General features: G+C 70.3%; 18 protein-coding genes. 9 read left to right on the top strand and 9 right to left on the bottom strand.

Translation table 11 applies throughout. The features are described 5' to 3' along the window. Nucleotides 1-26: 26 nt before the first annotated feature. Both ACFO4E_RS00955 and thiC read left to right on the top strand, forming a co-directional pair. On the top strand, nt 27-893 hold the full coding sequence (locus tag ACFO4E_RS00955; RefSeq protein WP_378570531.1) for an SOS response-associated peptidase: 867 nt from the start codon (nt 27-29) through the stop codon (nt 891-893). 280 nt (nt 894-1,173) lie between these two features. Continuing rightward, nucleotides 1,174-2,844: a phosphomethylpyrimidine synthase ThiC gene (gene thiC, locus ACFO4E_RS00950; RefSeq protein ID WP_378570529.1), complete on the top strand. Its 1,671-nt coding sequence runs from the start codon at nt 1,174-1,176 to the stop codon at nt 2,842-2,844. A 71-nt stretch (nt 2,845-2,915) separates the two neighbouring features. Here the strand turns inward: thiC and ACFO4E_RS00945 are convergent, their stop codons facing one another. After that, nucleotides 2,916-3,776: a class I SAM-dependent methyltransferase gene (locus tag ACFO4E_RS00945; protein ID WP_378570527.1), complete on the bottom strand. Its 861-nt coding sequence runs from the start codon at nt 3,774-3,776 to the stop codon at nt 2,916-2,918. Nucleotides 3,777-4,154: 378 nt separating this feature from the next. Here ACFO4E_RS00945 and ACFO4E_RS00940 point away from each other — a divergent pair, with 378 nt between their 5' ends. From ACFO4E_RS00940 to ACFO4E_RS00925, 4 genes are all read left to right on the top strand, one after another. After that, entirely contained in the window at nt 4,155-4,799 is a 645-nt protein-coding gene (locus ACFO4E_RS00940; protein ID WP_378570525.1) for a sigma-70 family RNA polymerase sigma factor, read from the top strand. Beyond that, nucleotides 4,796-5,080, top strand: coding sequence for a mycothiol system anti-sigma-R factor (gene rsrA / locus ACFO4E_RS00935; RefSeq protein WP_378570523.1), 285 nt, complete (start codon nt 4,796-4,798; stop codon nt 5,078-5,080). Before ACFO4E_RS00940 ends, rsrA begins: the two co-directional genes overlap by 4 nt. Before the next feature lie 812 nt (nt 5,081-5,892). Next, nucleotides 5,893-7,218, top strand: coding sequence for an HD-GYP domain-containing protein (locus tag ACFO4E_RS00930; RefSeq protein ID WP_378570522.1), 1,326 nt, complete (start codon nt 5,893-5,895; stop codon nt 7,216-7,218). Between the two features lie 20 nt (nt 7,219-7,238). Continuing rightward, entirely contained in the window at nt 7,239-8,525 is a 1,287-nt protein-coding gene (locus ACFO4E_RS00925) for an HD-GYP domain-containing protein (protein ID WP_378570922.1), read from the top strand. Nucleotides 8,526-8,620: 95 nt separating this feature from the next. On the opposite strand, the gene ACFO4E_RS00920 is transcribed toward ACFO4E_RS00925, so the two are convergent. Further along, on the bottom strand, nt 8,621-10,282 hold the full coding sequence (locus ACFO4E_RS00920) for an acetolactate synthase (RefSeq protein ID WP_378570520.1): 1,662 nt from the start codon (nt 10,280-10,282) through the stop codon (nt 8,621-8,623). Nucleotides 10,283-10,390: 108 nt separating this feature from the next. After that, nucleotides 10,391-11,134, bottom strand: coding sequence for a GntR family transcriptional regulator (locus ACFO4E_RS00915; protein WP_378570518.1), 744 nt, complete (start codon nt 11,132-11,134; stop codon nt 10,391-10,393). Nucleotides 11,135-11,230: 96 nt separating this feature from the next. On the opposite strand from ACFO4E_RS00915, the gene ACFO4E_RS00910 reads away from it, so the two are divergent. After that, nucleotides 11,231-12,781: a sensor histidine kinase gene (locus ACFO4E_RS00910; RefSeq protein WP_378570516.1), complete on the top strand. Its 1,551-nt coding sequence runs from the start codon at nt 11,231-11,233 to the stop codon at nt 12,779-12,781. 103 nt (nt 12,782-12,884) lie between these two features. On the opposite strand, the gene ACFO4E_RS00905 is transcribed toward ACFO4E_RS00910, so the two are convergent. After that, nucleotides 12,885-13,142 (bottom strand): WhiB family transcriptional regulator, encoded by a 258-nt coding sequence (locus ACFO4E_RS00905; RefSeq protein WP_378570514.1) that lies wholly within the window; start codon nt 13,140-13,142, stop codon nt 12,885-12,887. A gap of 328 nt (nt 13,143-13,470) precedes the next feature. Then, nucleotides 13,471-14,406: a diacylglycerol/lipid kinase family protein gene (locus tag ACFO4E_RS00900; protein ID WP_378570512.1), complete on the bottom strand. Its 936-nt coding sequence runs from the start codon at nt 14,404-14,406 to the stop codon at nt 13,471-13,473. Nucleotides 14,407-14,511: 105 nt separating this feature from the next. Here ACFO4E_RS00900 and ACFO4E_RS00895 point away from each other — a divergent pair, with 105 nt between their 5' ends. Then, nucleotides 14,512-14,919 (top strand): hypothetical protein, encoded by a 408-nt coding sequence (locus tag ACFO4E_RS00895; RefSeq protein WP_378570510.1) that lies wholly within the window; start codon nt 14,512-14,514, stop codon nt 14,917-14,919. Nucleotides 14,920-14,995: 76 nt separating this feature from the next. Here ACFO4E_RS00895 and ACFO4E_RS00890 read toward each other — a convergent pair whose 3' ends face one another. Both ACFO4E_RS00890 and ACFO4E_RS00885 read right to left on the bottom strand, forming a co-directional pair. Then, nucleotides 14,996-15,754, bottom strand: a complete 759-nt coding sequence (locus tag ACFO4E_RS00890) for an RNA polymerase sigma factor SigF (RefSeq protein WP_378534076.1) — start codon at nt 15,752-15,754, stop codon at nt 14,996-14,998. A gap of 41 nt (nt 15,755-15,795) precedes the next feature. After that, nucleotides 15,796-16,221, bottom strand: coding sequence for an ATP-binding protein (locus ACFO4E_RS00885; RefSeq protein ID WP_378534034.1), 426 nt, complete (start codon nt 16,219-16,221; stop codon nt 15,796-15,798). A 904-nt stretch (nt 16,222-17,125) separates the two neighbouring features. Here ACFO4E_RS00885 and ACFO4E_RS00880 point away from each other — a divergent pair. Then, nucleotides 17,126-18,325 (top strand): methyltransferase domain-containing protein, encoded by a 1,200-nt coding sequence (locus ACFO4E_RS00880; RefSeq protein ID WP_378570508.1) that lies wholly within the window; start codon nt 17,126-17,128, stop codon nt 18,323-18,325. Nucleotides 18,326-18,390: 65 nt separating this feature from the next. Here the strand turns inward: ACFO4E_RS00880 and ACFO4E_RS00875 are convergent, their stop codons facing one another. Beyond that, a complete protein-coding gene (locus ACFO4E_RS00875) occupies nt 18,391-19,203 on the bottom strand; it encodes a protein kinase (RefSeq protein WP_378570506.1) in 813 nt (270 codons plus the stop codon). Between the two features lie 10 nt (nt 19,204-19,213). Then, nucleotides 19,214-20,092 (bottom strand): radical SAM/SPASM domain-containing protein, encoded by an 879-nt coding sequence (locus ACFO4E_RS00870; RefSeq protein WP_378570504.1) that lies wholly within the window; start codon nt 20,090-20,092, stop codon nt 19,214-19,216. Nucleotides 20,093-20,302 lie beyond the last annotated feature (210 nt).

Here is a 20,302-nt window from a genome sequence, read left to right as displayed (position 1 = left end):
CACCGGCAGGGCCTAGTCTGGGCGCCATGTGCGGTCGGTACGCGCAGGCGCGCAATCAGCATGAGCTGCAATTGGCCTTCGACTTCCCCGAAGCCGATCCGGAGGCCGGCCCGGCACCCGGCGGCGGAACCCGGGCCTGGCCGCCGCTGGAAGAGCTGGCGCCCCACTACAACATCGCCCCCGGCGCCTCGGTCTACGCGGTCGTGGGCACCCCGCCCGCGCGGGCCGGCGGCGGTGCGCGCGGCCCGCAGGCCCTGAGCACCCTGCGCTGGGGCCTGATCCCGTCGTGGGCCAAGGACGCCGCTGTCGGCTACAAGATGATCAACGCCCGCGCCGAGACCGTCGCCGAGAAACCGGCCTTCCGCGCCGCGTTCGCGCGCCGCCGCTGCCTGCTGCCCGCCGACGCCTACTACGAATGGCAGCTGCTGCACGGCGGTACGCGCGCCGCCGAGCCCGGCACCTCGCCCGCCACCGACCCCGGCCACAAGCGCCGCAAGGCCGGATCCAAGAAGCTCCCGTTCTCCATCGCCTACAGCGACGGCGCTCCGCTGGCGCTGGCCGGCATCTTCGAGCGCTGGCGCGATCCCGGCCGGCCCGATGACGACCCCGCCGCGTGGGTGTGGTCCTGCGCGGTGATCACCACGGCCGCGGCGGGCGGGCTGGAGGCGCTCCACGAGCGCATGCCCGTCGTGGTGCCGCGCGGGGCGTGGGACGCCTGGCTCGACCCCGCGTCGGGGCCGGCCGACCTCATGCACATCCTCGACGCGACGCCGGTGGCCGACTTCGCCGTCCAGAGGGTGGGCCCCGACGTCAACAGCGTGCGCAACAACGGCCCCCACCTGCTGGAACCCGTTGCCGATGAGCCCGGACCCGAGCCCGCCACCCTGTTCTGACCCGTTCCGGCCCGCGATCGCCGGAGCCACCGCGGGCCGCCCCCGGGGTGGATCGCGCCCGGGGCGTCCGGGTAGGGTGGCCCCGGTCATATGACGGCGGGCCCGTCCGCGGACCCGCGCGGCGCCGTGACGACGGCGCAGGCACGACTGCCAGAGACCGACAATTCCATAGCACGGGAGCTCGCGCCTTGGCGGGCTGAGAGGGCGGCTGTCCCCTGAAGGGGCCGGTGCCGCCGACCGCAGAACCTGTTCGGGTAATTCCGGCGTAGGGAGGCGTGCCTTGACGGCACTCGACGATCGCGATGTCCACCCCTCGGTGACCACCGGCCCCATCATGGGCTCGGAAAAGGTGCACCTCGAAGTCGGCGACACGGCGTCCGGCCGGACGCTCCGGGTCCCGCAGCGGCGGGTGCGACTCAGCAACGGCGGCCACATCGACCTGTACGACACATCCGGCCCCTATACCGATTCCGCGGCGACCATCGACGTGCACGCCGGCCTGCCCCGGCTGCGCGAGGAGTGGGTGCGCGACCGCGCGCCCGTCGGCGGCGCGGTCACCCAGTCGGCCTATGCCAAGGCCGGCATCACGACACCTGAGATGCGGTTCATCGCCGCGCGCGAGGGTGTCGACCCCGAGTTCGTGCGCTCCGAGGTGGCGATCGGGCGCGCGGTGATCCCGCTGAACCGCCGCCACCCGGAGGCCGAGCCGATGATCATCGGCAAGAACTTCCTGGTGAAGGTGAACGCCAACATCGGCAACTCCGCCGTCACCTCCTCGGTGGCCGAGGAGGTCGAGAAGCTGGTGTGGGCGACCCGCTGGGGCGCCGACACCGTCATGGACCTGTCCACCGGCAAGCGGATCCACGAGACGCGCGAGTGGATCGTGCGCAACTCGCCGGTGCCCATCGGTACGGTGCCGATCTATCAGGCCCTGGAGAAGGTCGGCGGCGACCCCGCCCGGCTCTCCTGGGAGGTCTACCGCGACACGGTGGTGGAACAGGCCGAGCAGGGCGTCGACTACATGACGGTGCACGCGGGGGTGCTGCTGCGGTACGTGCCGCTCACCGCCCGGCGCACCACCGGGATCGTCTCGCGCGGCGGGTCGATCATGGCGGCGTGGTGCCTGGCCCACCACGAGGAGAGCTTCCTCTACACCCGGTTCGAGGAACTGTGCGAGATCTTCCGTTCCTACGACATCACGTTCTCGCTGGGCGACGGCCTGCGACCGGGGTCGATCGCCGACGCCAACGACGAGGCGCAGTTCGCCGAGCTGCGCACCCTGGGCGAGCTGACGCACATCGCCCGCGGCCACGACGTGCAGGTGATGATCGAAGGGCCGGGGCACGTCCCGCTGCACAAGATCGCCGAGAACGTGCGGCTGGAGGAGGAGCTGTGCGGTGAGGCCCCGTTCTACACCCTGGGCCCGCTGGCGACCGACATCGCGCCCGGCTACGACCACATCACCTCCGCCATCGGGGCGGCGCAGATCGCCTGGCACGGCACCGCGATGCTCTGCTATGTCACGCCCAAGGAGCACCTGGGGCTGCCCGACCGCGACGACGTGAAGACCGGTGTGATCACCTACAAGCTCGCCGCCCATTCCGCCGATCTCGCCAAGGGCCACCCGAGGGCCCAGGAGTGGGACGACACGCTGTCGCAGGCGCGCTTCGAGTTCCGCTGGCAGGACCAGTTCCACCTGGCGCTGGACCCGGAGACCGCCCAGTCGTTCCACGACGAGACCCTGCCGGCCGAGCCGGCCAAGACGGCGCACTTCTGCTCGATGTGCGGGCCCAAGTTCTGCTCGATGAAGATCTCGCAGGACGTCCGCCGGTACGCCGAGGAGAACGGCCTGTCGACGGTCGCCGCGATCGAGAAGGGCATGCGCGACAAGTCCGCGGAGTTCGCCGACCACGGCAACCGGGTGTATCTGCCGCTCGCCGACGACGCCTGACGAGCGGCCGCGAAACCCCTGACACCCACCGGGCCCCACGGGCCCGGTGGGTGTCAGGGCCACCGGAGGAGCTAGCCGGCCGCGGCGGGCTTGCGGGCGCTGGCGAGGAGGTGCACGCCCACGTAGTCGTCGGATTCGGAGGCTTTCAGCTCCATCTCGACCAGGCGGGCGAGGACGTGGGGGTCGCCGGGCACCATCATCTCCACGGTGGAGGCCGAGAGCACCGTGCGCGGCCGGATCCATTCTAGTTCGAGCCCGACGTCGGTCAGCAGCTCGGACAGCTGTTCGGCGGTGAAGCACCGGGTGATGGAGCCGTCGGGCCAGGGGACCAGCAGCACATCGGCGCTGGGCGCGAAGCTCAGCTCCGGCCAGCAGTCCTGTTCGGCCAGCAGCGCCATGCCGAGGACGACGGAGTCGACGCACAGCAGCGTGCGGCCGCCGGGCCGCAGCACCCGGGCGATCTCGGTGAGCGACGCCTCGGTGGCCAGATGCCGTGACAGCACGCGGTTGTCGGCGATCACGCCGTCGAACACGCCGGTGGCGAATCCGGTCAGGAACGTGGAGTCGCCGACCACCCGGCGCAGCCGTCCCGGCGGGAGCCGGCGGGCGGCCGGGGCGTGGCCGTTGACCAGGGTCAGCGGCGGCCGCAGGGCGAGGTCGGACGACGGCAGCAGGGTGACGACGTCGTGCCCGGAGGCCACCGCGCGCTGGGCGCCGCGGAAGTCGGGGCTCGACAGGTCCAGGATGCGCCCGGGCTGCTCGGGCAGCCACCGGGCGAGCTGGGCGTCGGCCACCGCCCAGTAGAAGCGCCAGTAGGCCGAGAGCGAGTCGGTGGTGGCGAACTGCTCGGCCGGGGATCTGGAGCGCCGGGGGTCGCCGTCGACGGGCGCGGACGCCGACGGACCGGACGCGGAACTGGCGGACGGTCGCACGCACGCTCCTCTCCCACGTCTTTGCTGACGGTTTTACCCGTACTCTCGCGGGCCTCACCTATCCGGACCGCGGAAAACGAAAGTTCCGCAGCGGGACCGGCCGCGGCCGCCCCCGGAATCAGGGCGGGCCCCCGGTTGTTGGCACGTGCATCACCGCCCCGACGGACGGCGGGTGCCCGCGTCATCGGCACCGCGATCGCCCACCGGGCAGCCGAGGAAGAGAGTAAAGGCAGGTCAATGCCGGTCGCTACTGCGAGCTTGCCGGACACCCGCCCCGGTGCGGCCCCGCCGGGCGCGGAAGCGTCGCCTGTTTCCGCTGAGTCGCTTCGTGAGGCTACGGTGGCCTCACGGGAGACCAGTACAAGGAGGCAGGCCGGCTTGAATCAGGGCCAAGAGACAGTCGACGAGCGCGGGGCGCGGTTCGAACGGGACGTGCTGCCGTTCTTGGACCAGCTGTACTCGGCCGCGCTGCGGATGACCCGCAACCCGTCGGACGCCGAGGACCTCGTCCAGGAGACGTTCGCCAAGGCGTTCGGTTCGTTCCACCAGTTCAAGGAGGGGACGAACCTCAAGGCGTGGTTGTACCGCATCCTGACGAACACGTTCATCAACTCCTACCGCAAGAAGCAGCGCGAGCCGAAGCAGGCCGGGACCGAGAGCGTTGAGGACTGGCAGCTGGCGCAGGCGGCGTCCCACTCGTCGTCGGGGCTGAAGTCGGCTGAGGCCGAGGCGCTGGAGCACCTTCCCGACAGCGATGTGAAGCGCGCCCTCCAAGAGCTGCCGGAGGACTTCCGGATGGCGGTGTACCTCGCCGACGTCGAGGGGTTCGCCTACAAGGAAGTGGCCGAGATCATGGACACCCCCATCGGGACCGTGATGTCGCGGCTGCACCGCGGTAGACGCCAGCTCCGCTCGCTGCTGGAGGAGTACGCGGTGGACCGCGGCATCCTCCAGGGCGGCGATCGCGCGTCCTTGGCAATGGGGGCGTCCAACGGTGGGGCAACGCGGAGGGATCGACGATGAACTGCGGAGGAACGCACGCCACGCCGTGCAGCGAGATTCTCGCGAGGGTGTACTCCTACATCGACGGCGAGCTGGGCGAGGACAACTGCCACGAGATCCGCCTGCACCTCGACGAGTGCGGCTCGTGCCTGGCGGAGTACGGCCTGGAAGAGGCCGTGAAGAAGCTGGTGGCCAAGCACTGCGGCTGCGATCCGGTTCCGGGGGACCTCCGCGGCAAGGTCCTGCACCGGTTGGAGCTGGCCCGCGCCGATCAGGAGTTGCGGGAGGCGGGGGCCGACTGAGCGGCCCGTTCTTCCCCTGAGCATCAGGGAAAACGGAAAAAACCGTCAATGACAGCATTATCGTCATTGCGGTCATCTCACGCAGAAGGCGATCGAAGGCGGCTGTCATCCATATGACCGCCGCCTTCGTCATTTCCGACGAATCACTGCAAATCGGATAGAGGCTCGCGATCGCGTCCGGTTTTCGGACGCGGGCCGTCCGGATGGCGGGCCGGGGGGCCGGGCGGGCGACACGCCCGGAGGTCGCGGATATTTCGCCGGGAGCCGATCAGGGGAGGTGTGCGCCCGATACCGCGCAACCCGGTCACGATTCGTTACTCTGGGTCATCGTGCCAGCTCGTGACTGCGGCCGCATTGCCGCGAATTACACGTAGCGCCTGGTGTTCCCCGGCTCGCCGGGTTTTGGAATGATGATTGCGCAGCGTCACACCGGCGGCTACGAATAGGGATAGTATTTCCACTATTTGAAACAAACTAGAACTCGGTTCCTCACGTTTGGCTCACGGTGTCGACGCGGTAAATCGGACGCCCTCCGGTGGCCGTTAAACTGGCCGCCATATCCACCGTATGGGGTAATTCGCGTGCCGTCTCCCAGGGGAGCGGTAGAAGGCGGCGGCGAATCAGGAGAGGGAGTTGCACCGTGGGATTGCTGATCGCGAAAGTGAGCTACCTGGTAATCGTCGTGAGCTGGCTCGTGCCGGATCTCAACGGGTGGTCCTGGTGGTAGAACGGAATCGATGAAATCATGACAGTTCGGTCGGCTTGGGGGCGGGAGGTACCGGGAATTGCGTGCGCTTCCGGGAGCGGCACGGTTGTTCGTCGGCCTCGTCGTCGTCTGCGCCATCGCCGTGGTGGTCGCGGGCCCCTATGACGGGATCGACCCCGCCACGCTGGTCCTCCTCGCGCTGCTGTTCGTGATCGCCGAGTCCATCAGCACGATGATGGACAGCGGCCGGGCCGGGATCTCCCCCAGTTCCTCCGCCTCGCTCGCCGCCGTCGTGCTGGTCGGCCCCGTGGGCGCCGCGCTGGTGGGGTTCGTCGCCTGCCTCCTCGTCTTCCGCAGACAGAGCTTCGTCAAGCGGGTCTTCAACGGTGCGCAGTTCGGGCTCGCCGGCTATGCCTCCGGCCTGGCATTCCAGGCTCTGGGCGGCGGCATCGGGATTCCCATGCGCACCGACTTCCCCTGGATCGTGCTGCCGTTCACCGTCGCGATCCTCGTCCACACGCTCGTCAACAGCGCGCTCATGGCCGGACTGATGTGGTGCCTGGGCGTCATCCGGCTCCAGCGCCCGCGCCGCGTCCGGTGGCGCCCGCTGGCCGTCCTGGAGCTGTCGTCGATCGGCTACGGCATGCTCGGCCTGTTCATCGCCGCCATCTGGGGGGTCGTCGGGGCCTTCGCCGTGGTCCTCGTCCTGCTGCCGCTGTTCATCGCGCGCTGGGCCTTCGACCAGTACGTGGCCGAGCAGCGGGCCCACGACGCCACCCTGGCCACGCTGTGCCAGGCCGTCGAGACCAAGGACTACTACACCCGCGGGCACTGCATGCGGGTCTCCAAGGCCAGCGGGATGATCGCGCAGGAGATGGGCATGCACGCCGAACGCGTGCAGACCATCCGCTACGCCGGCATGCTGCACGACGTCGGCAAGCTCGGCGTGCCCACCAAGGTGCTGCAGAAGTCCGGCCGGCTCACCGAGGAGGAGTTCGCGGCCATCCAGCTGCACCCGATGCGCGGGTACGAGATCGTGCGCGAGATCGGCTTCCTCGACGAAGCGCTCGCCGGGATCATGCACCACCATGAGCGCATGGACGGCCGCGGGTACCCCATGGGGCTCGCGGGCCGCGACATCCCCGAGTTCGCGCGGATCATCTCCGTCGCCGACGCCTTCGACTGCATGACCTCCACCCGCTCCTACCGCCAGGCGCGCAGCACCGACGAGGCGATCGCCGAACTGCGCCGCTGCGCGGGCCCGCAGTTCGACCCCGACATGGTCGACGCGCTGATCGCCGCGGTCGGCCGGGACGGCTGGGACGCGCCCGACGCCGTCGAACCGCCCGCGGACGACCTCGCCGAGGTCGCCCAGCAGGACCACGACGACCCGAGTGTGCCGTTGCGGGTGGCAGGGGAGGCCGAACGTTGATCACCCAGGAAGCCGGCGCCATGGAGGCCCCCCTCCGGGGGGACCGCCGACCGCCGCGCATGCGGCCGACCCGCCTCCTGCTCACCCTGCTGGCGGCCGGATTCGCCGCCGGATCGGTGCTGTGGACCCTCGTCAACGGGTTCATCGAGCCGCACGCCGCTCTGGCGTTCGGCACCCTGATCGCAGTGGGCGAGCTGGCCCGGATCACCCTGCCGGGCCACCGCGAGGTGGCGCCCATCGCCTCCGCCGGCGCCATCGGCTACACGTTCCTGCTCGACATCGGCGGTGCCCCGGTGCACCACAGCGCCTGGCAGGTCATGGCCGTCCTGGCGCTCGGGTTCGCCGTGGGCGAGCTGCCGCACATCGCCGTCGGGCGGCCCCCGCAATGGGACGGCCTGGCCCGGCGGATGCTCATCATCGTCGTGCTCTCGCTGATCTTCCGGTCGCTCGTGCACGTGCTGCCCTGGCCGCCGCCGCCCGAAGGCGAGTGGTGGCCGGTGCTGGGCCTGATGGGCGTCCTGGTCATCGCGGGCTGGCTCACCGACGCCGTCTTCGCCGCCGCACTGCGCTCCGAGCGCCTGCGGATGCGCGTCAGCGTGGCGCTGCGCGACGAGCTGCGCGCGCAGTTCGGCCTGGGCATGGCCATCGGCTCCAGCGGCATCCTCATCTCGCTGGCCAGCACCGTCACGGGCCTCGCCGGCCTGCTCGTCTTCACCGCGCCGCTGCTGGTGACCCAGGTGGCGTTCCGCCGCTTCGCCGAGATCCGGCTCACCTACCTGCAGACCGTGCGCGCGCTGTCGCGCGTCACCGAGGTCGGCGGGTACGTCGAGACCGGCCATTCCCGCCGAGTCAGCAAGCTCGCCACCGCCATCGGCAGCGAACTCAGCATGCGCGAGTCGGAGCTGCTGGAACTGGAGTACGCCGCGCTCATGCACGACATCGGGCAGCTGTCCCTGCGCGACCCCATCGCCAGCGGCGCCACCGTCCTGGCGGCACCCCGCGAACAGCGCCGCATCGCCGAACTGGGGTCCGCCGTCATCCGCGAGACCGGCGTGCTCGACGGCGTGGCCGAGCTCGTCCGCCGCCAGTGCGAACCCTGCGACGGCGACGGCGGGGACGGCCCGCCCCCGCTGGGCAGCCGCATCATCAAGGTCGCCAACGCGTTCGACGACCTGGTGGGCGAGTCCACCGACCGCGACCGCACCGAAGCGGTCCTGGAACGGCTGCGCATGGACAGCGGGGTGGAGTACGACGCCGAGGTCGTCGACGCCGCCGCGCGCGTGCTGCGCCGCTCCGGCGCCTGGTGACGGCCGGCACTGCGGCGGCCGGTATTGAGGCGGCGGCCGGCGGCCGGCCCCGCACGCGGAGCGGGCGGCGCCCGCCGGCGAACGGGCCGGTGCCCTCACACCCCCATCGTCTTGCGCGGGTACACGTCGGCGGGGTCGGTGGCGATGTTGACCATGTAGGGCACCCCGGAATCGAAGGCGCGGCGCAGGGCCGGGCCGATCTCGCCGGGGTCGGTGACCAGCTCGCCGCCGCCGCCCAGGGCGCGGACCACTTCGTCGTAGCGGGTCTGCGGTGTCAGCTCGGTGATGACGTCGTAGCCGTAGATCAGCTGCATCGGCGCCTTCTCCAGCCCCCAGATCCCGTTGTTGCCGCAGACCATGACCACCGGCAGCTTGTGCCGGACCAGGGTGTCGACGTCCATCAGCGAGAACCCGGCCGCGCCGTCGCCGAGAAGGGCGACCACCTGCGAGGACGGCCGCGACAGCCGGGCGGCGATCGCGTAGCCCATGCCGGTCCCCAGGCAGCCGAAGGGGCCGGGGTCGAGCCAGTTGCCGGGACGCTTGGGCTCGATGTACTTGCCCGCGTAGGAGACGAAGTCGCCGCCGTCCCCGATGACCACGGCGTCGTCGTCGAGCACCCGGTTCAGCTCGCCGTAGATGCGCGCCGGGTGGATGGGGTCGGCGTCGCTGGCCAGCGCCGCGGCATCGCCGGCGGCGGCCGCGGCGGCGGCCCCGGCCAGCTCGGTGCGCCAGGCGGCGACGGAGGACGCGGGCTTGGCGGCGTCGCCGATCCCCCGGAGCACCGCGGTGAGGTCGCCGGAGGCGGCGCCGGCGAGGGTCAGGTGGGCGGCGCGCTGTTCCGGCGCGTCGGTGACGTGCACGACCTTGGCCAGCGGGGCGCCGTCGCGCCCGCCGAAAAGGCCGTGGCCGATCCGGAAGTCCAAGGGGGTGCCCACGACGACCACCAGGTCGGCCCGGCCGAAGGCGGCGCCGCGGGCGCGCGTGGCCAGCAGCGGGTGCCCCGGCGGCAGCACGCCGCGGCCCTGCCCGTTGGTGACGACGGGGATGCCCAGCTCCTCGGCGACCGCCAGGGCGGCCTGCTCCGCTCCGTCCATCCACACGTCGGAGCCGTAGACGAACAGGGGCCGTTCGGCCTCGCCGATCAGCCGGGCGATCTCGGCGACGGCACCGGGGTCGGGGGAGCGGTCGGCGGGTGCGGGCCGCGGGCCCAGATCGACCTGGGCCTGGTCGTAGAGCCGGTCCATCGGGACGTCGAGGAACACCGGGCCGCGGTGCGCGCCGTTGGCGAGGAGGAAGGCGTCGTCGACGGCGGCGGCGATGGCGTCGGTGGCGTGCACGGTCGAGGCGCGCTTGGTGATGGGCGCGAGCAGCGGCGGCTGGTCCAGCTCCTGGAGCAGCCCCTGCCCCCAGCGGCCGTCGGGGGCGCGCCCGCCGAGGACCACCAGCGGCGAGCCGTTGAAGTGCGCGGTCGCGACCCCGCTGACCACGTTGGTCACGCCGGGGCCGGCGGTGACCACGGCCAGCCCGGCGCGGCGGGTGAGCTTGCCGACCGCCTCGGCGGCGAACACGGCGGTCTGCTCGTGGCGGACGTCGAGCAGCCGCACGGTCGGCTCCGGGGACACCGCGGCGTCGTAGAGGGGGAAGACGTGCCCGCCGCTCAGCGTGAACATGGTGTCGATGCCGTGGTGGCGGGCGACGGCGACGGCCTGCGAGCCGCCGTGGCCCGCGATGGAGCCGGAGAACGGGGGCGTGTGCATCGGTTCGTCTTCCTCCGGGGTGTGTGCGGTCGCACCGACCCTACTCGTCGGTAATCGGAGCCTAGTGAGACGGGACACATCCCGGCAAGGGGCCGCGGGCCCGGCCGGCTATTCGTCGCGCGGCGGGCGCAGCCGGGTGACGAACTTGTAGCGGTCGCCCCGGTAGAGCGAGCGCACCCATTCCACCGGGTGCCCTTCGGCGTCGAAGCTGTGCTGGGAGTGCAGGACCAGGGGGAGGCCCACATCGACCCCCAGCATCCTGGCCTCGTTGGGGGTTGCCAGGACGGTCTCGATGGTCGCCTCGGCCTCGGCGAGCCGGACGTCGTAGGCGCTGGCCAGCGCCTCGTACAGCGACGCGTAGCGGTCGAGCTGGCGGCGCAGACCCGGGAATCGGCGGGCCGCGAGGTGGGCGGTCTCGACCGCCATGGGCTCGCCGTTGGCCAGCCGCAGCCGCTCGATGCGCAGGACCCGCCCGCCGGAGCGGATGGACAGCAGTTCGGCGAGCTGGTCGTCGGCGTTGATGTAGCTCACATCCAGGATGCGCGTGGCGGGGTGCAGGCCGTGCGCCCGCATCTCCTGGGTGTAGCTCGTGAGCTGGAGGACCTGCGCGACCTTGGGTTTGGCCACGAACGTGCCCTTGCCCTGGATGCGCAGCAGCCGCCCCTCGACGACCATCTCGGTCAGGGCCTGGCGCACGGTGGTCCGCGAGGTCTCGAACCGGGTGGCGAGGGCGCGCTCCGGCGGCACCGGGTTGCCCGCGGGCATGGTCTCGATCAGTTCCAGGAGCAACTTCTTGACCTGGTAATACTTCGGAACTCGGGGGCCCTCTTCGAGCGCTCGCTGACTCGTCACGTCGGCTTCCTCCACCGCTTCCCCGGTCGTGATTGGTTTGGACCACTGGTCGAGCCCGTCCCTTGAGTATGCCCCCATCCATGGGATGATTTGTGAGTGCCTCACCTCAGTGATCTCATCCGGCGGTACACGGTGCTCAAGACCGCGGACCTCGAATGGCTCCACTCTCTGGTCTCGGACTGGCAGCTCCTCGCCGACCTCTCCTTCGCCGACCTGGTGCTCTGGGTCCGGCTGCGCGACGACACCGGCTGGGTGGCCGTCTCGCAGATGCGCCCCACCACCGGTCCCACCGCCTTCCAGGACGACCTCGTCGAGACCGTCCTGCGCGACGACGTGACGGAGATCGCCGACGACACCGTCCAGGGCCGGCTCGCCGGCCGGCGGGTGCTGATCGACCGGGCCTGGGCCGAGGGCCGCATCTGCCGCGAGGGCGACCCCGACTGGTCGGGGGGCGTCCCGGTGCGCGAGGAGACCATCCCGGTGCGCCGCGCGGGCACGCCGATCGCCGTCATCCAGCGCAGCACCAACCTCAGCTCGGCGCGCACGCCGAGCCGCCTGGAGCTGACCTACCTGCAGAGTGCGGGCGACCTCGCGCAGATGATCGCCGAGGGCGCGTTCCCCTTCAGCGACCAGGAGCCGCTGATGGTGCGCTCACCCCGGGTGGGCGACGGCCTCCTGCGCCTGGACCAGGACGGCGAGGTCGTCTACGCCAGCCCCAACGCGCTGTCGGCCTACCGCCGCCTCGGGCTGACCGCCGATCTCGTCGGCGCGCGGCTGGCCCGCACCACGCTCGACCTCGCCGCAACGGGCGATCCCCGCGACGAATCGCTGACCTGGACCGCCGGCGGCCGTATCCCGCAGGAGTCCGAGGTCGAGGGGCGCGGCTCCACCATCCAGCTGAGAGCCATCCCGCTGGTGGTCGGCGGGGTGCGCATCGGCGCCCTCATCATGGTGCGCGACGTCACCGAGCTGCGGCGGCGCGAGCGCGAGCTGATGACCAAGGACGCCACCATCCGCGAGATCCACCACCGGGTGAAGAACAACCTCCAGACCGTGGCCGCGCTGCTGCGGCTCCAGTCCCGCCGGCTCGACATCCCCGAGGGCCGCGCGGCGCTCGACGAGGCGGTGCGCCGGGTGGGGTCGATCGCGATCGTGCACGAGATGCTGTCCCACACCCCCGATGAGGTCGTGGACTTCGACGACATCGCCGACCGGGTCATCGAGATGGCCGCGGAGGTGTCCTCGACGGGCGCCCCGGTGGTCCCCCGGCGAATGGGCCGGTTCGGCCTGTTGTCGGCGCTCGTGGCCACCCCGCTGTCGATGGTGCTCGCGGAGCTGGTGCAGAACGCGGTGGAACACGGCCTGGCCTACGGGCCCGGCGTGATCGAGGTGCACGTCCACCGCGAGGACCCCGGCCCGGGCGGCGACGACGCGGTGGCCCGGCTGCGGGTCGAAGTGACCGACGACGGCAAGGGGCTGCCCGACGACTTCGACGTCGAGGGCACGACCAGCCTGGGCCTGCAGATCGTGCGGACCCTGATCGTCGGTGAGCTGGGGGGGACGCTGGAGATCAAGCCGCGCGACAACGGCGGCACGATGGTGTCGATCGGGCTGCCGGTCGAGCACAACGTGGAGCCCTACGGCTGAGGCGGCGCATGGGCGTCCCCCCGCGGGGGGCGGGAGCGAGGGGGACGCGCGGGGGACACCGGGGTCGGGGGACGGGAGGCGAAGCGGGCGGGGAAGGGGCGGGTCAGACGGCGGTGCGCACCATCGGGCGCGCTCCGCGGCGGCGGCGCAGGGCGCGGCGCTCGTCCTCGCTCATCCCGCCCCAGACACCCCCGTCCTGGCCGGTCTCCAGCGCCCACGCGAGACAGGAGCTGGTCACCGGGCAGGCCCGGCATACTTCTTTGGCCTCTTCGATCTGGAATACCGCCGGGCCGGAGTTCCCGATCGGGAAGAAGAGCTCGGGGTCTTCGTCACGGCAGGCGGCGTGGTGGCGCCAGTCCATGCGGGTCATCTCCTCACAGTGAGGCGGTCTGGGGCGCGCGCTTTGTGAAGCAATTCACGAACTCGACGCTGGTCCGGCGGTACGTCATCGTTGCCTCCGGTCCGCTCGTGCGCCCGCCCAACGGGGTCGTCTTCGGGAGACCCGTCGGCAGCCGGAGTAGTGTTACGCCCGCTGACCTCGGAAACTCCGTTTTACTCGCCCGTAACGTGCGGCGACACTTTGAGCCTGACAGGCTTGATCGGTGCATGCAAGAGTGGCCGTCGTCCATCCTGGCCAACGGCGTGTCGTATGCGTCACAAGGGTCCCGACCTGCGAAGTTGTCGCTCTCTTAACCGATGATTCGTAATGCCTTCGGTACGGATTGGAAATTGACACGCTTCCGGTGGCCCAGGTATTCGCCGTCGATCTGGAAGGCGCGCGGACGGCGCGATTCGATGGTCAGCGAACTCTGGTCGTGCCACCCGACATAGCCGCGCCCATAAGGCGGCACGCCCTTGTGCGAGAGCATCTGCCGCAGCAGCCGGCTCGTATTGACGGCGTTGAGCTGGGTCATGGCGAAGACGTCGAGCCCCAGGTCGAACCGCGACCGCGGGGTCGGCTGCACCGGGACCGACCCGGCATAGGTCCAGGGCGTGGTGTTGGTGACGATGGCGAAATGCAGGTCGTGCACGGAGTCGTGCCCGGGGGCGTCGATCCGCAGCGACGGCAGCCGGATGTCGCCCTTCAGGAACTTCTGGAACGCGATGCCCACATAGAGCGCCGGCGAGGCGCGGCGCCCCCGGCGCCGCTGCCGCTCGACCTCGTGCACCACCTCGGCGTCCCAGCCGAACCCGGCGCAGAAGGTGAAGTACCGGTCGTCGACGTCGCTCACGATGCGCCCGAGCCCGACCTCGCGGCCGTAGCCCGAGCGCAGGGACTCCAGCATGGCGCCGGTGGCCTCGATCGGGTCGGCGGGCAGCCCGAGCGCGCGGATGAACACGTTGGCGCTGCCGCCGGGCAGCGCGGCGTAGCTGGGCCGGGACAGCCCCTCGGGCGTGGCCAGCAGGCCGTTGACGACCTCGTTGACCGTGCCGTCGCCGCCCAGGCTGATGACGAGTTCGTAGCCCTCGGCTGCGGCGCCGCGCGCGAGTTCGCGTGCGTGGTCGCGGTACTCGGTCTGCGCGACCCGGAGGTCGACGTCGCGCGCGATGGCGCCCACGATGACATCGCGGGACCGGGGTGTCGTGGTGGTCGCCTGGGGGTTGACGATGAAGAGCGCGCGCACGGGCACAGTCTATTGATCACTGTCGGTCATCCGTACCGAGGGCATCCCCCGCGGCGGTGGGGGAGGGCGGGCGCGCCGCGGTGACCACCGGGGATAGGCTGGAACGTGTCTTCCCGACCTTTCACCATCACCGCGGCGGCGGCGGTCGAGGCGCTCGTCGCCGCGGCGGCCGGCGCCGGCGGCGTCTACGTCCTGATCGGCACGCTGCTCGGCCAGGCCGACGACGCCGAATCCGCCGTCCCCCTCGCCGTCCTGGCGCTCGGCGCCGCAGCGGCGATCGGCTACGCCGCCTGGGGGCTCTTCCGGCTGCGGGACTGGGCGCGCAGCCCCGTGGTGGTCACCCAGCTGTTCGTTCTGGTCATCGCCTACTACATGGCGACCAGTGGGCAGTACGCGGCCTGCGCGGCCCTGGTGGCACTGGCGGCGGCCGGGCTCGCCGCCGTGCTGGCCCCCGCGACGACCGCGGTCCTGTTCCCCGCCGACGACGCGTCCGGATCACGCGGGCGGACGTGAGAGGGCCCCGTACCCGGGAGGATCCGGATACGGGGCCGCGATGCGCGCGGGCCGGCGGGCGGCGGGACCGCGCGGTTCAGTCGTCGGTGGTCAGCGCCTGGCGGAGCTGGGCCAGCGTGCGCGCCAGCAGGCGCGACACGTGCATCTGCGAGATCCCCAGTTCCTGGGCGATCTGCGACTGGGTCATGTTGCCGAAGAAGCGCAGCAGCAGGATCCGCTTCTCCCGCGGCGGCAGCTGCTCCAGCAGCGGTTTGAGGGATTCGCGGTACTCCACGCCTTCGAGGGAGTCGTCGACGATCCCGAGGGAGTCGGCCACGGCCGGGGCGTCTTCGTCGCCGCTGTCGGGTGCGTCGAGCGAGACCGTGGAGTAGGCGTTCGCCGATTCCAGGCCCTCCAGCACCTCCTCCTCGGTCATCCCGAGGTGCTCGGCGAGCTCGTGCACGGTCGGTGCCCGGCCCTCGCGCTGGGAGAGGTCGCTGACCGCCTTGGTCAGGGAGAGCTTCAGCTCCTGGAGCCGGCGCGGCACGCGCACCGCCCAGCCCTTGTCGCGGAAGTGCCGTTTGATCTCGCCGACGATCGTGGGGGTGGCGTAGGTGGAGAACTCCACGCCGCGCTCCAGATCGAACCGGTCGATCGACTTGATGAGCCCGATCGTGGCGACCTGGGTGAGATCGTCGAGCCATTCGCCGCGGTTGCGGAAGCGGCGCGCGAGGTACTCCACGAGGGGCAGGTGGAGTTCCACGAGTTCATCGCGGATCCGCTGCCGTTCGGGAGCGTCCTCGGGAAGCTCGCTCAGGCGCTCGAACAACTCTCGTGCACGAGCCCGGTCGGGCACCGCGTGCTCCGTTTTCGCCGTCAGAGCGGGCCCCCTTTCGCTCACGCCGGCTCCACCATGCCGCGCCGCTTGTGCAGGACGATGGAGACGCGGTCGTCCGGGCCGACGCCGGCGTCGACCTCTCCGGCCAGTGCCGACAGGACGGTCCACGCGAAGGTGTCGCGCTCGGGGAGCCGGCCGTCGGCGGTCAGCACCGAGACGGAGATGCGCATGCCGTCGCCGGTGAGTTCGAACTCGGTGGTCAGATCCGTTCCGGGGAGGGCCTGAGCGAGCAGCATTGCGCAGGCTTCGTCGACGCCGATCCGGAGATCCTCGATCTCGTCGAGGGTGAAATCGAGGCGGGCCGCCAGGCCGGCCGTTGCCGTGCGCAACACGGAGAGGTAGGCGCTGTCCGCCGGCATCTTGACGGTGACAGCGTCGCGTACGTCCGTGGCGCCCGATGTCGGCGCGGCGGTTTCTTCGGTCACGTCCCTCCTCCGGGATGTGGGATTGCCGCTTGAAAGCAATCTATCTTGTTTCTCTCGCCGCCCGGTGCACACGTTCGCGAACCGTGTCCGTACCGGGGCTCCGGGCGCTGCATGGTTTTCCGCGGATCGCCGACGGAACGGCGGCCCAATGGGCGCCAAGGCGCCGTGAGTGCGTCCACCGATCGCCGGAAGACAGCCCATTCGGTCATGGGCCGGGCGCCCGGCGGGCGGTTCGGAGTCGATCGACGGCGTTTTCCCATCCAGACCACATTGATGTGATGTGTCCGCTCTTGCGCCGAGTATCCTAGCGCCAGGGGCGTACAGCCCCGGTGGTACGGCCCGCGACCTAGGAATTCGCCCTGATGGGCACGGTCTTCGACGCCCCGCCCGCCGACGGCCCCCCGGTCCGGCACACGCGCCGGCACGTGTGGAGGGCCGGAAGCCGTGTCCCCGGCGCCCTTCCGCCCGGCGGCCCACGCCGCGCGCCCCGGCGGCCCTTCGCCGTGAGCCTGGCCGCCATTGGCCGCGCCGATCCGGCGCACCGGGGGCGCGAGCGCCGGTCGGCCCGCCGGCCGAAGGTGGCGATCCCGCGTCGCGAGGTGCCGCACGAAACACCACAAATCATTTTTCATCCCACATGGAAGTGGCGAAAATCCGGTTTTCGTATAGGCCGGGTGCCTTAGGCCATGCCACTTGCGGTCACGCCGCGTTCGTTTTGCCTATCGGACGCGCGGGGATCACTCCGGGCGTCCGGGCGGTTTCGCTACGCGAACAGGGGTGTGGGAATGGGAAAGCATGAAGATCCGTCTCGTTGGGACGGCCAGAAGGACAAGCCGCCGCCCCCGCCGACCCCCAATGACGGGGGAAGTGGCGGCGGAAGGCACGAGAGGGACGATGAAGAGAAGTGAGTGACCCTCGTGCGCTTCAGGCCCGCCTCGCCGGGGCGATGCCCCCGGCGTGGCGGGCCGCGTTCTCTGCCGTCCCGCGCCACCTGTTCATCCCCGAGACCATCTGGCTTCGGACGAATGGGAAGCCCGTTCCGCTCCGGCGGAGCGACGCGCCGGACGCGTGGCTGGCGGCCTGCTATTCGGACGAGCCCATCGCCGTGCAGCTGGACGACGGGACCGGTACCGGACGCGGATACGTGTCGTCGTCGGCCTCCATGCCCAGCGTGGTCGCCTTCATGCTCGACGCGTCGGACATCGAACCGGGAACGCGCGTCCTTGAGATCGGGGCCGGGACCGGGTTCAACGCCGCGCTGATCGCGTTCCGCGCGGGCGCGGAGAACGTGACCACGGTGGAGATCGACACCGACCTGGCGCTGCGGGCCCGTGCCGCCTTGGCCAACGCCGGTTGGCCTGTGGAGGTGGTCAGCGGGGACGGCACCAAGGGCCACCTCCCGAATGCCCCGTACGATCGGGTCTTGTCCACGGCGGCCGTGCACCGCGTTCCCTATGCGTGGGTCGAGCAAACGGCTCCCGGTGGGAAGGTCATCACCCCGTGGGGGACGGCGTTCCATAGCGGGGCCCTCCTCCGCCTCCGGGTCTCCGGCGACGGGACCGCCTCTGGTCGCTTCGCCGGCGACACCGGGTTCATGTGGGTACGCGACCAGAGGACGCCGCACGGGGCGGTCGAGGACAGGGTCAGGCCGGAGCACGACTACACGGAGACGGTCACCTCCCTTCACCCGCACGAACCCGTAGGTGATTTCTCGGCGTCCTTTGCGATCGGTGTACGCGTCCACGGAATGCAGTCGACCCTCGTCCATGACGACGACGATCGGGCGGGACAGCGGTACACGGTATTCCTGATGGACCCGGAATCGGGATCGTGGGCGTCATGGAGAATCCAGGCGGAGTCGCAGGACTACGGGGTGAAGCAGCATGGCCCCCGGAACCTGTTCGATGAACTGGCCGCCGCCTACGAATGGTGGAAGGACGCCGGAGAGCCCGACCACACGAGGTTCGGCCTCACGGTCACCCCGGACGGGCAAGCCGTCTGGCTGGACGATCCCGCGTGCCCTGTGGCGAAGCGCCACCCGGCCGACTCACGCCCGCGGCCGGTCGCGAGCGCCGCCCGATGTAGCCGTCCACCTGCTTCTTGAGAATGTTCTGTCGCAATGCGAAAGGCCCCGGAGCCGACTCCGGGGCCTCTCTCCCCGTGATCCGGTCACTCCGGGGGACTCACCTTCACGCCCCGATGCTCCGTCCACGAGCGGGCTGCGTTCGCCATGGCGCGGAGCCACGCGGAGTCTGGCTTACGTTCTGTGAAGACGGTGTACATGCGCACCGTAGCCGCCGCGAACGCGTCCACGGCCACGGGGTCCGCCGTGACCCACGCGTCGCACCTATCCGCCCACGACTCCGCTTCGGCCGGAGTGTGGCCGGCGGCCACGAGCTGTAGGACGAGTAGCGCGGGATCGATGAACGCGGCTCCCCGCGTCGGCCACGCCCAATCAACGGCCCACACGGATTCGGCTCCGATGATCACGTTACTCGGATGGATGTCCGTATAGAGCAGAGCGTCACCCGCGAACAGTTCGGCCTCCGCCGCCGCATTCTCGGCGAACCGGTCCCACCTGGTCTCACGCCAATCCTTGGCGACGTCCGGTAGCTCCAATCTGCCGATTCGGTCGATTACATCTGTGACCGCCGCAAGATCAGGAGAGCCGGGCGTGATGTCCGCGTGACGACCTTCGATGTACTCGAATCCGAGAACCGCCCATGCCTCGTCCTCCGCATACCAGAGCAGATGTGGCGAGATGCCGTGAACGGCCGGGTTGACGAGGCGTTCGCGAGAGAGGGAGTCCAACCGACCGCCGGGCTTGTTCTTCATAGCCTTAACGAAGAACGTACCTTTTTCGCTCTCGACAACCGCCGTGATATCGGACATGAATCCGCGTTCAGTTCGTCGGATATCCGCGACGTCTCCGCTATGCTGCTGGATTAGCGATCGGAAATCAGGTCCGGGGAGGTCGCTCATAGATTCCTCTTTAGTTACGGGGGCTGCACTCACTTCCTGGGACACCGGGCGTACATTCGTCCTCGGTGTCATCATCGACCGCATCAGGGTCGCATGCTCCGGCCCGGACCGTGGTGCGGATCGCGGCATTCGCGCGCTCCATCTCCGGACCCATGAGGATATCGGCCAGCGTCGCGGCCTGGACGTTGCCCGTGCGCATCCACGAGGACATCACGCACGGGGACACGGTACCGTCCGGGCCGACGGCGGCACGGCCCGTTCCGCACCGACCGCACAGGTTCGCTGTGTCCGGGGCCTCGTTGCCCGCACGCCCGAACTCCCTCGCGCGGTCTACCCGGATGCGCTCCGCGGCCACGCCCATGGATTCCAGCTCCGCCCGTGCCTGCGCCACGCGCTGTTCATCGGAGGCCGCGATGATGCCCACACGGAGGGGGATCTTGAAGCCGACGGCCCGCACGATGTTCGCCCGCGTACGGGCGTGGCTCCGGCGGCCGGTCACCGCGTCGTGCTCGTCCGCGCTGTCCGAGTAGTACGACGTGGCGAGAGAGACGCCGGGCCGCTGGAACAGCGTCCAGTTCGCGGGAGAGACGTGGACGAGATTGCTGAACACCTCTGTTTGGATGCCCGCGTTCAGCGCGTGCGTCACCAGCTCCGCGAAATCGGGATGCATGGTGGGCTCACCACCGATCATCTGAATCCGCCGTACACCTTGCGCGGCGGCCTGATCGATAGTGCGAATCCAGTCCTCACGAATCATGATGCCGTGGCCGCCCCTGGGGCCGCTGTCGTTGTAGCAGTGGACGCATTCGAGCTGACATTTCCTGGTGAGGTCAAGGAAAAGCAGGTCCAAGAGGGGAGCGGTGATCTTTTCGGGGAGAATCGCGGTCACTGGCGTATCCTCTCGTTGGGGCGTTGCGCCGAGACTCCATAATCCAGGAGGGATATCGTGCTGTCGCCTGTCGGAGGGGTGAGGAAACGCTATCGGTAGATAGCTACAATGGAGTTTCCGGGCATGGGAATTGGGGCCGTGGCTGAACGAACTAACCACGGCCCCTATGGACGCCTCCGCATGCCCGGGGAGGGCATCTGTGTACGGAGT

Source organism: Nocardiopsis mangrovi (assembly GCF_042653925.1).
GTDB lineage: Bacteria > Actinomycetota > Actinomycetes > Streptosporangiales > Streptosporangiaceae > Nocardiopsis_B > Nocardiopsis_B mangrovi.
The sequence above is the reverse complement of the archived record's forward strand: the minus strand, read 5'-3'. Positions and strand labels throughout refer to the sequence as shown.

Coding starts and splice junctions, on each gene's coding strand:
- ACFO4E_RS00955 (WP_378570531.1), top strand. CDS start 27: ATGTGCGGTCGGTACGCGCAGGCGCGCAATCAGCATGAGCTGCAATTG.
- rsrA (WP_378570523.1), top strand. CDS start 4,796: ATGAACTGCGGAGGAACGCACGCCACGCCGTGCAGCGAGATTCTCGCG.
- ACFO4E_RS00925 (WP_378570922.1), top strand. CDS start 7,239: ATGGAGGCCCCCCTCCGGGGGGACCGCCGACCGCCGCGCATGCGGCCG.
- ACFO4E_RS00920 (WP_378570520.1), bottom strand. CDS start 10,282: ATGCACACGCCCCCGTTCTCCGGCTCCATCGCGGGCCACGGCGGCTCG.
- ACFO4E_RS00905 (WP_378570514.1), bottom strand. CDS start 13,142: ATGGACTGGCGCCACCACGCCGCCTGCCGTGACGAAGACCCCGAGCTC.
- ACFO4E_RS00875 (WP_378570506.1), bottom strand. CDS start 19,203: ATGAGCGACCTCCCCGGACCTGATTTCCGATCGCTAATCCAGCAGCAT.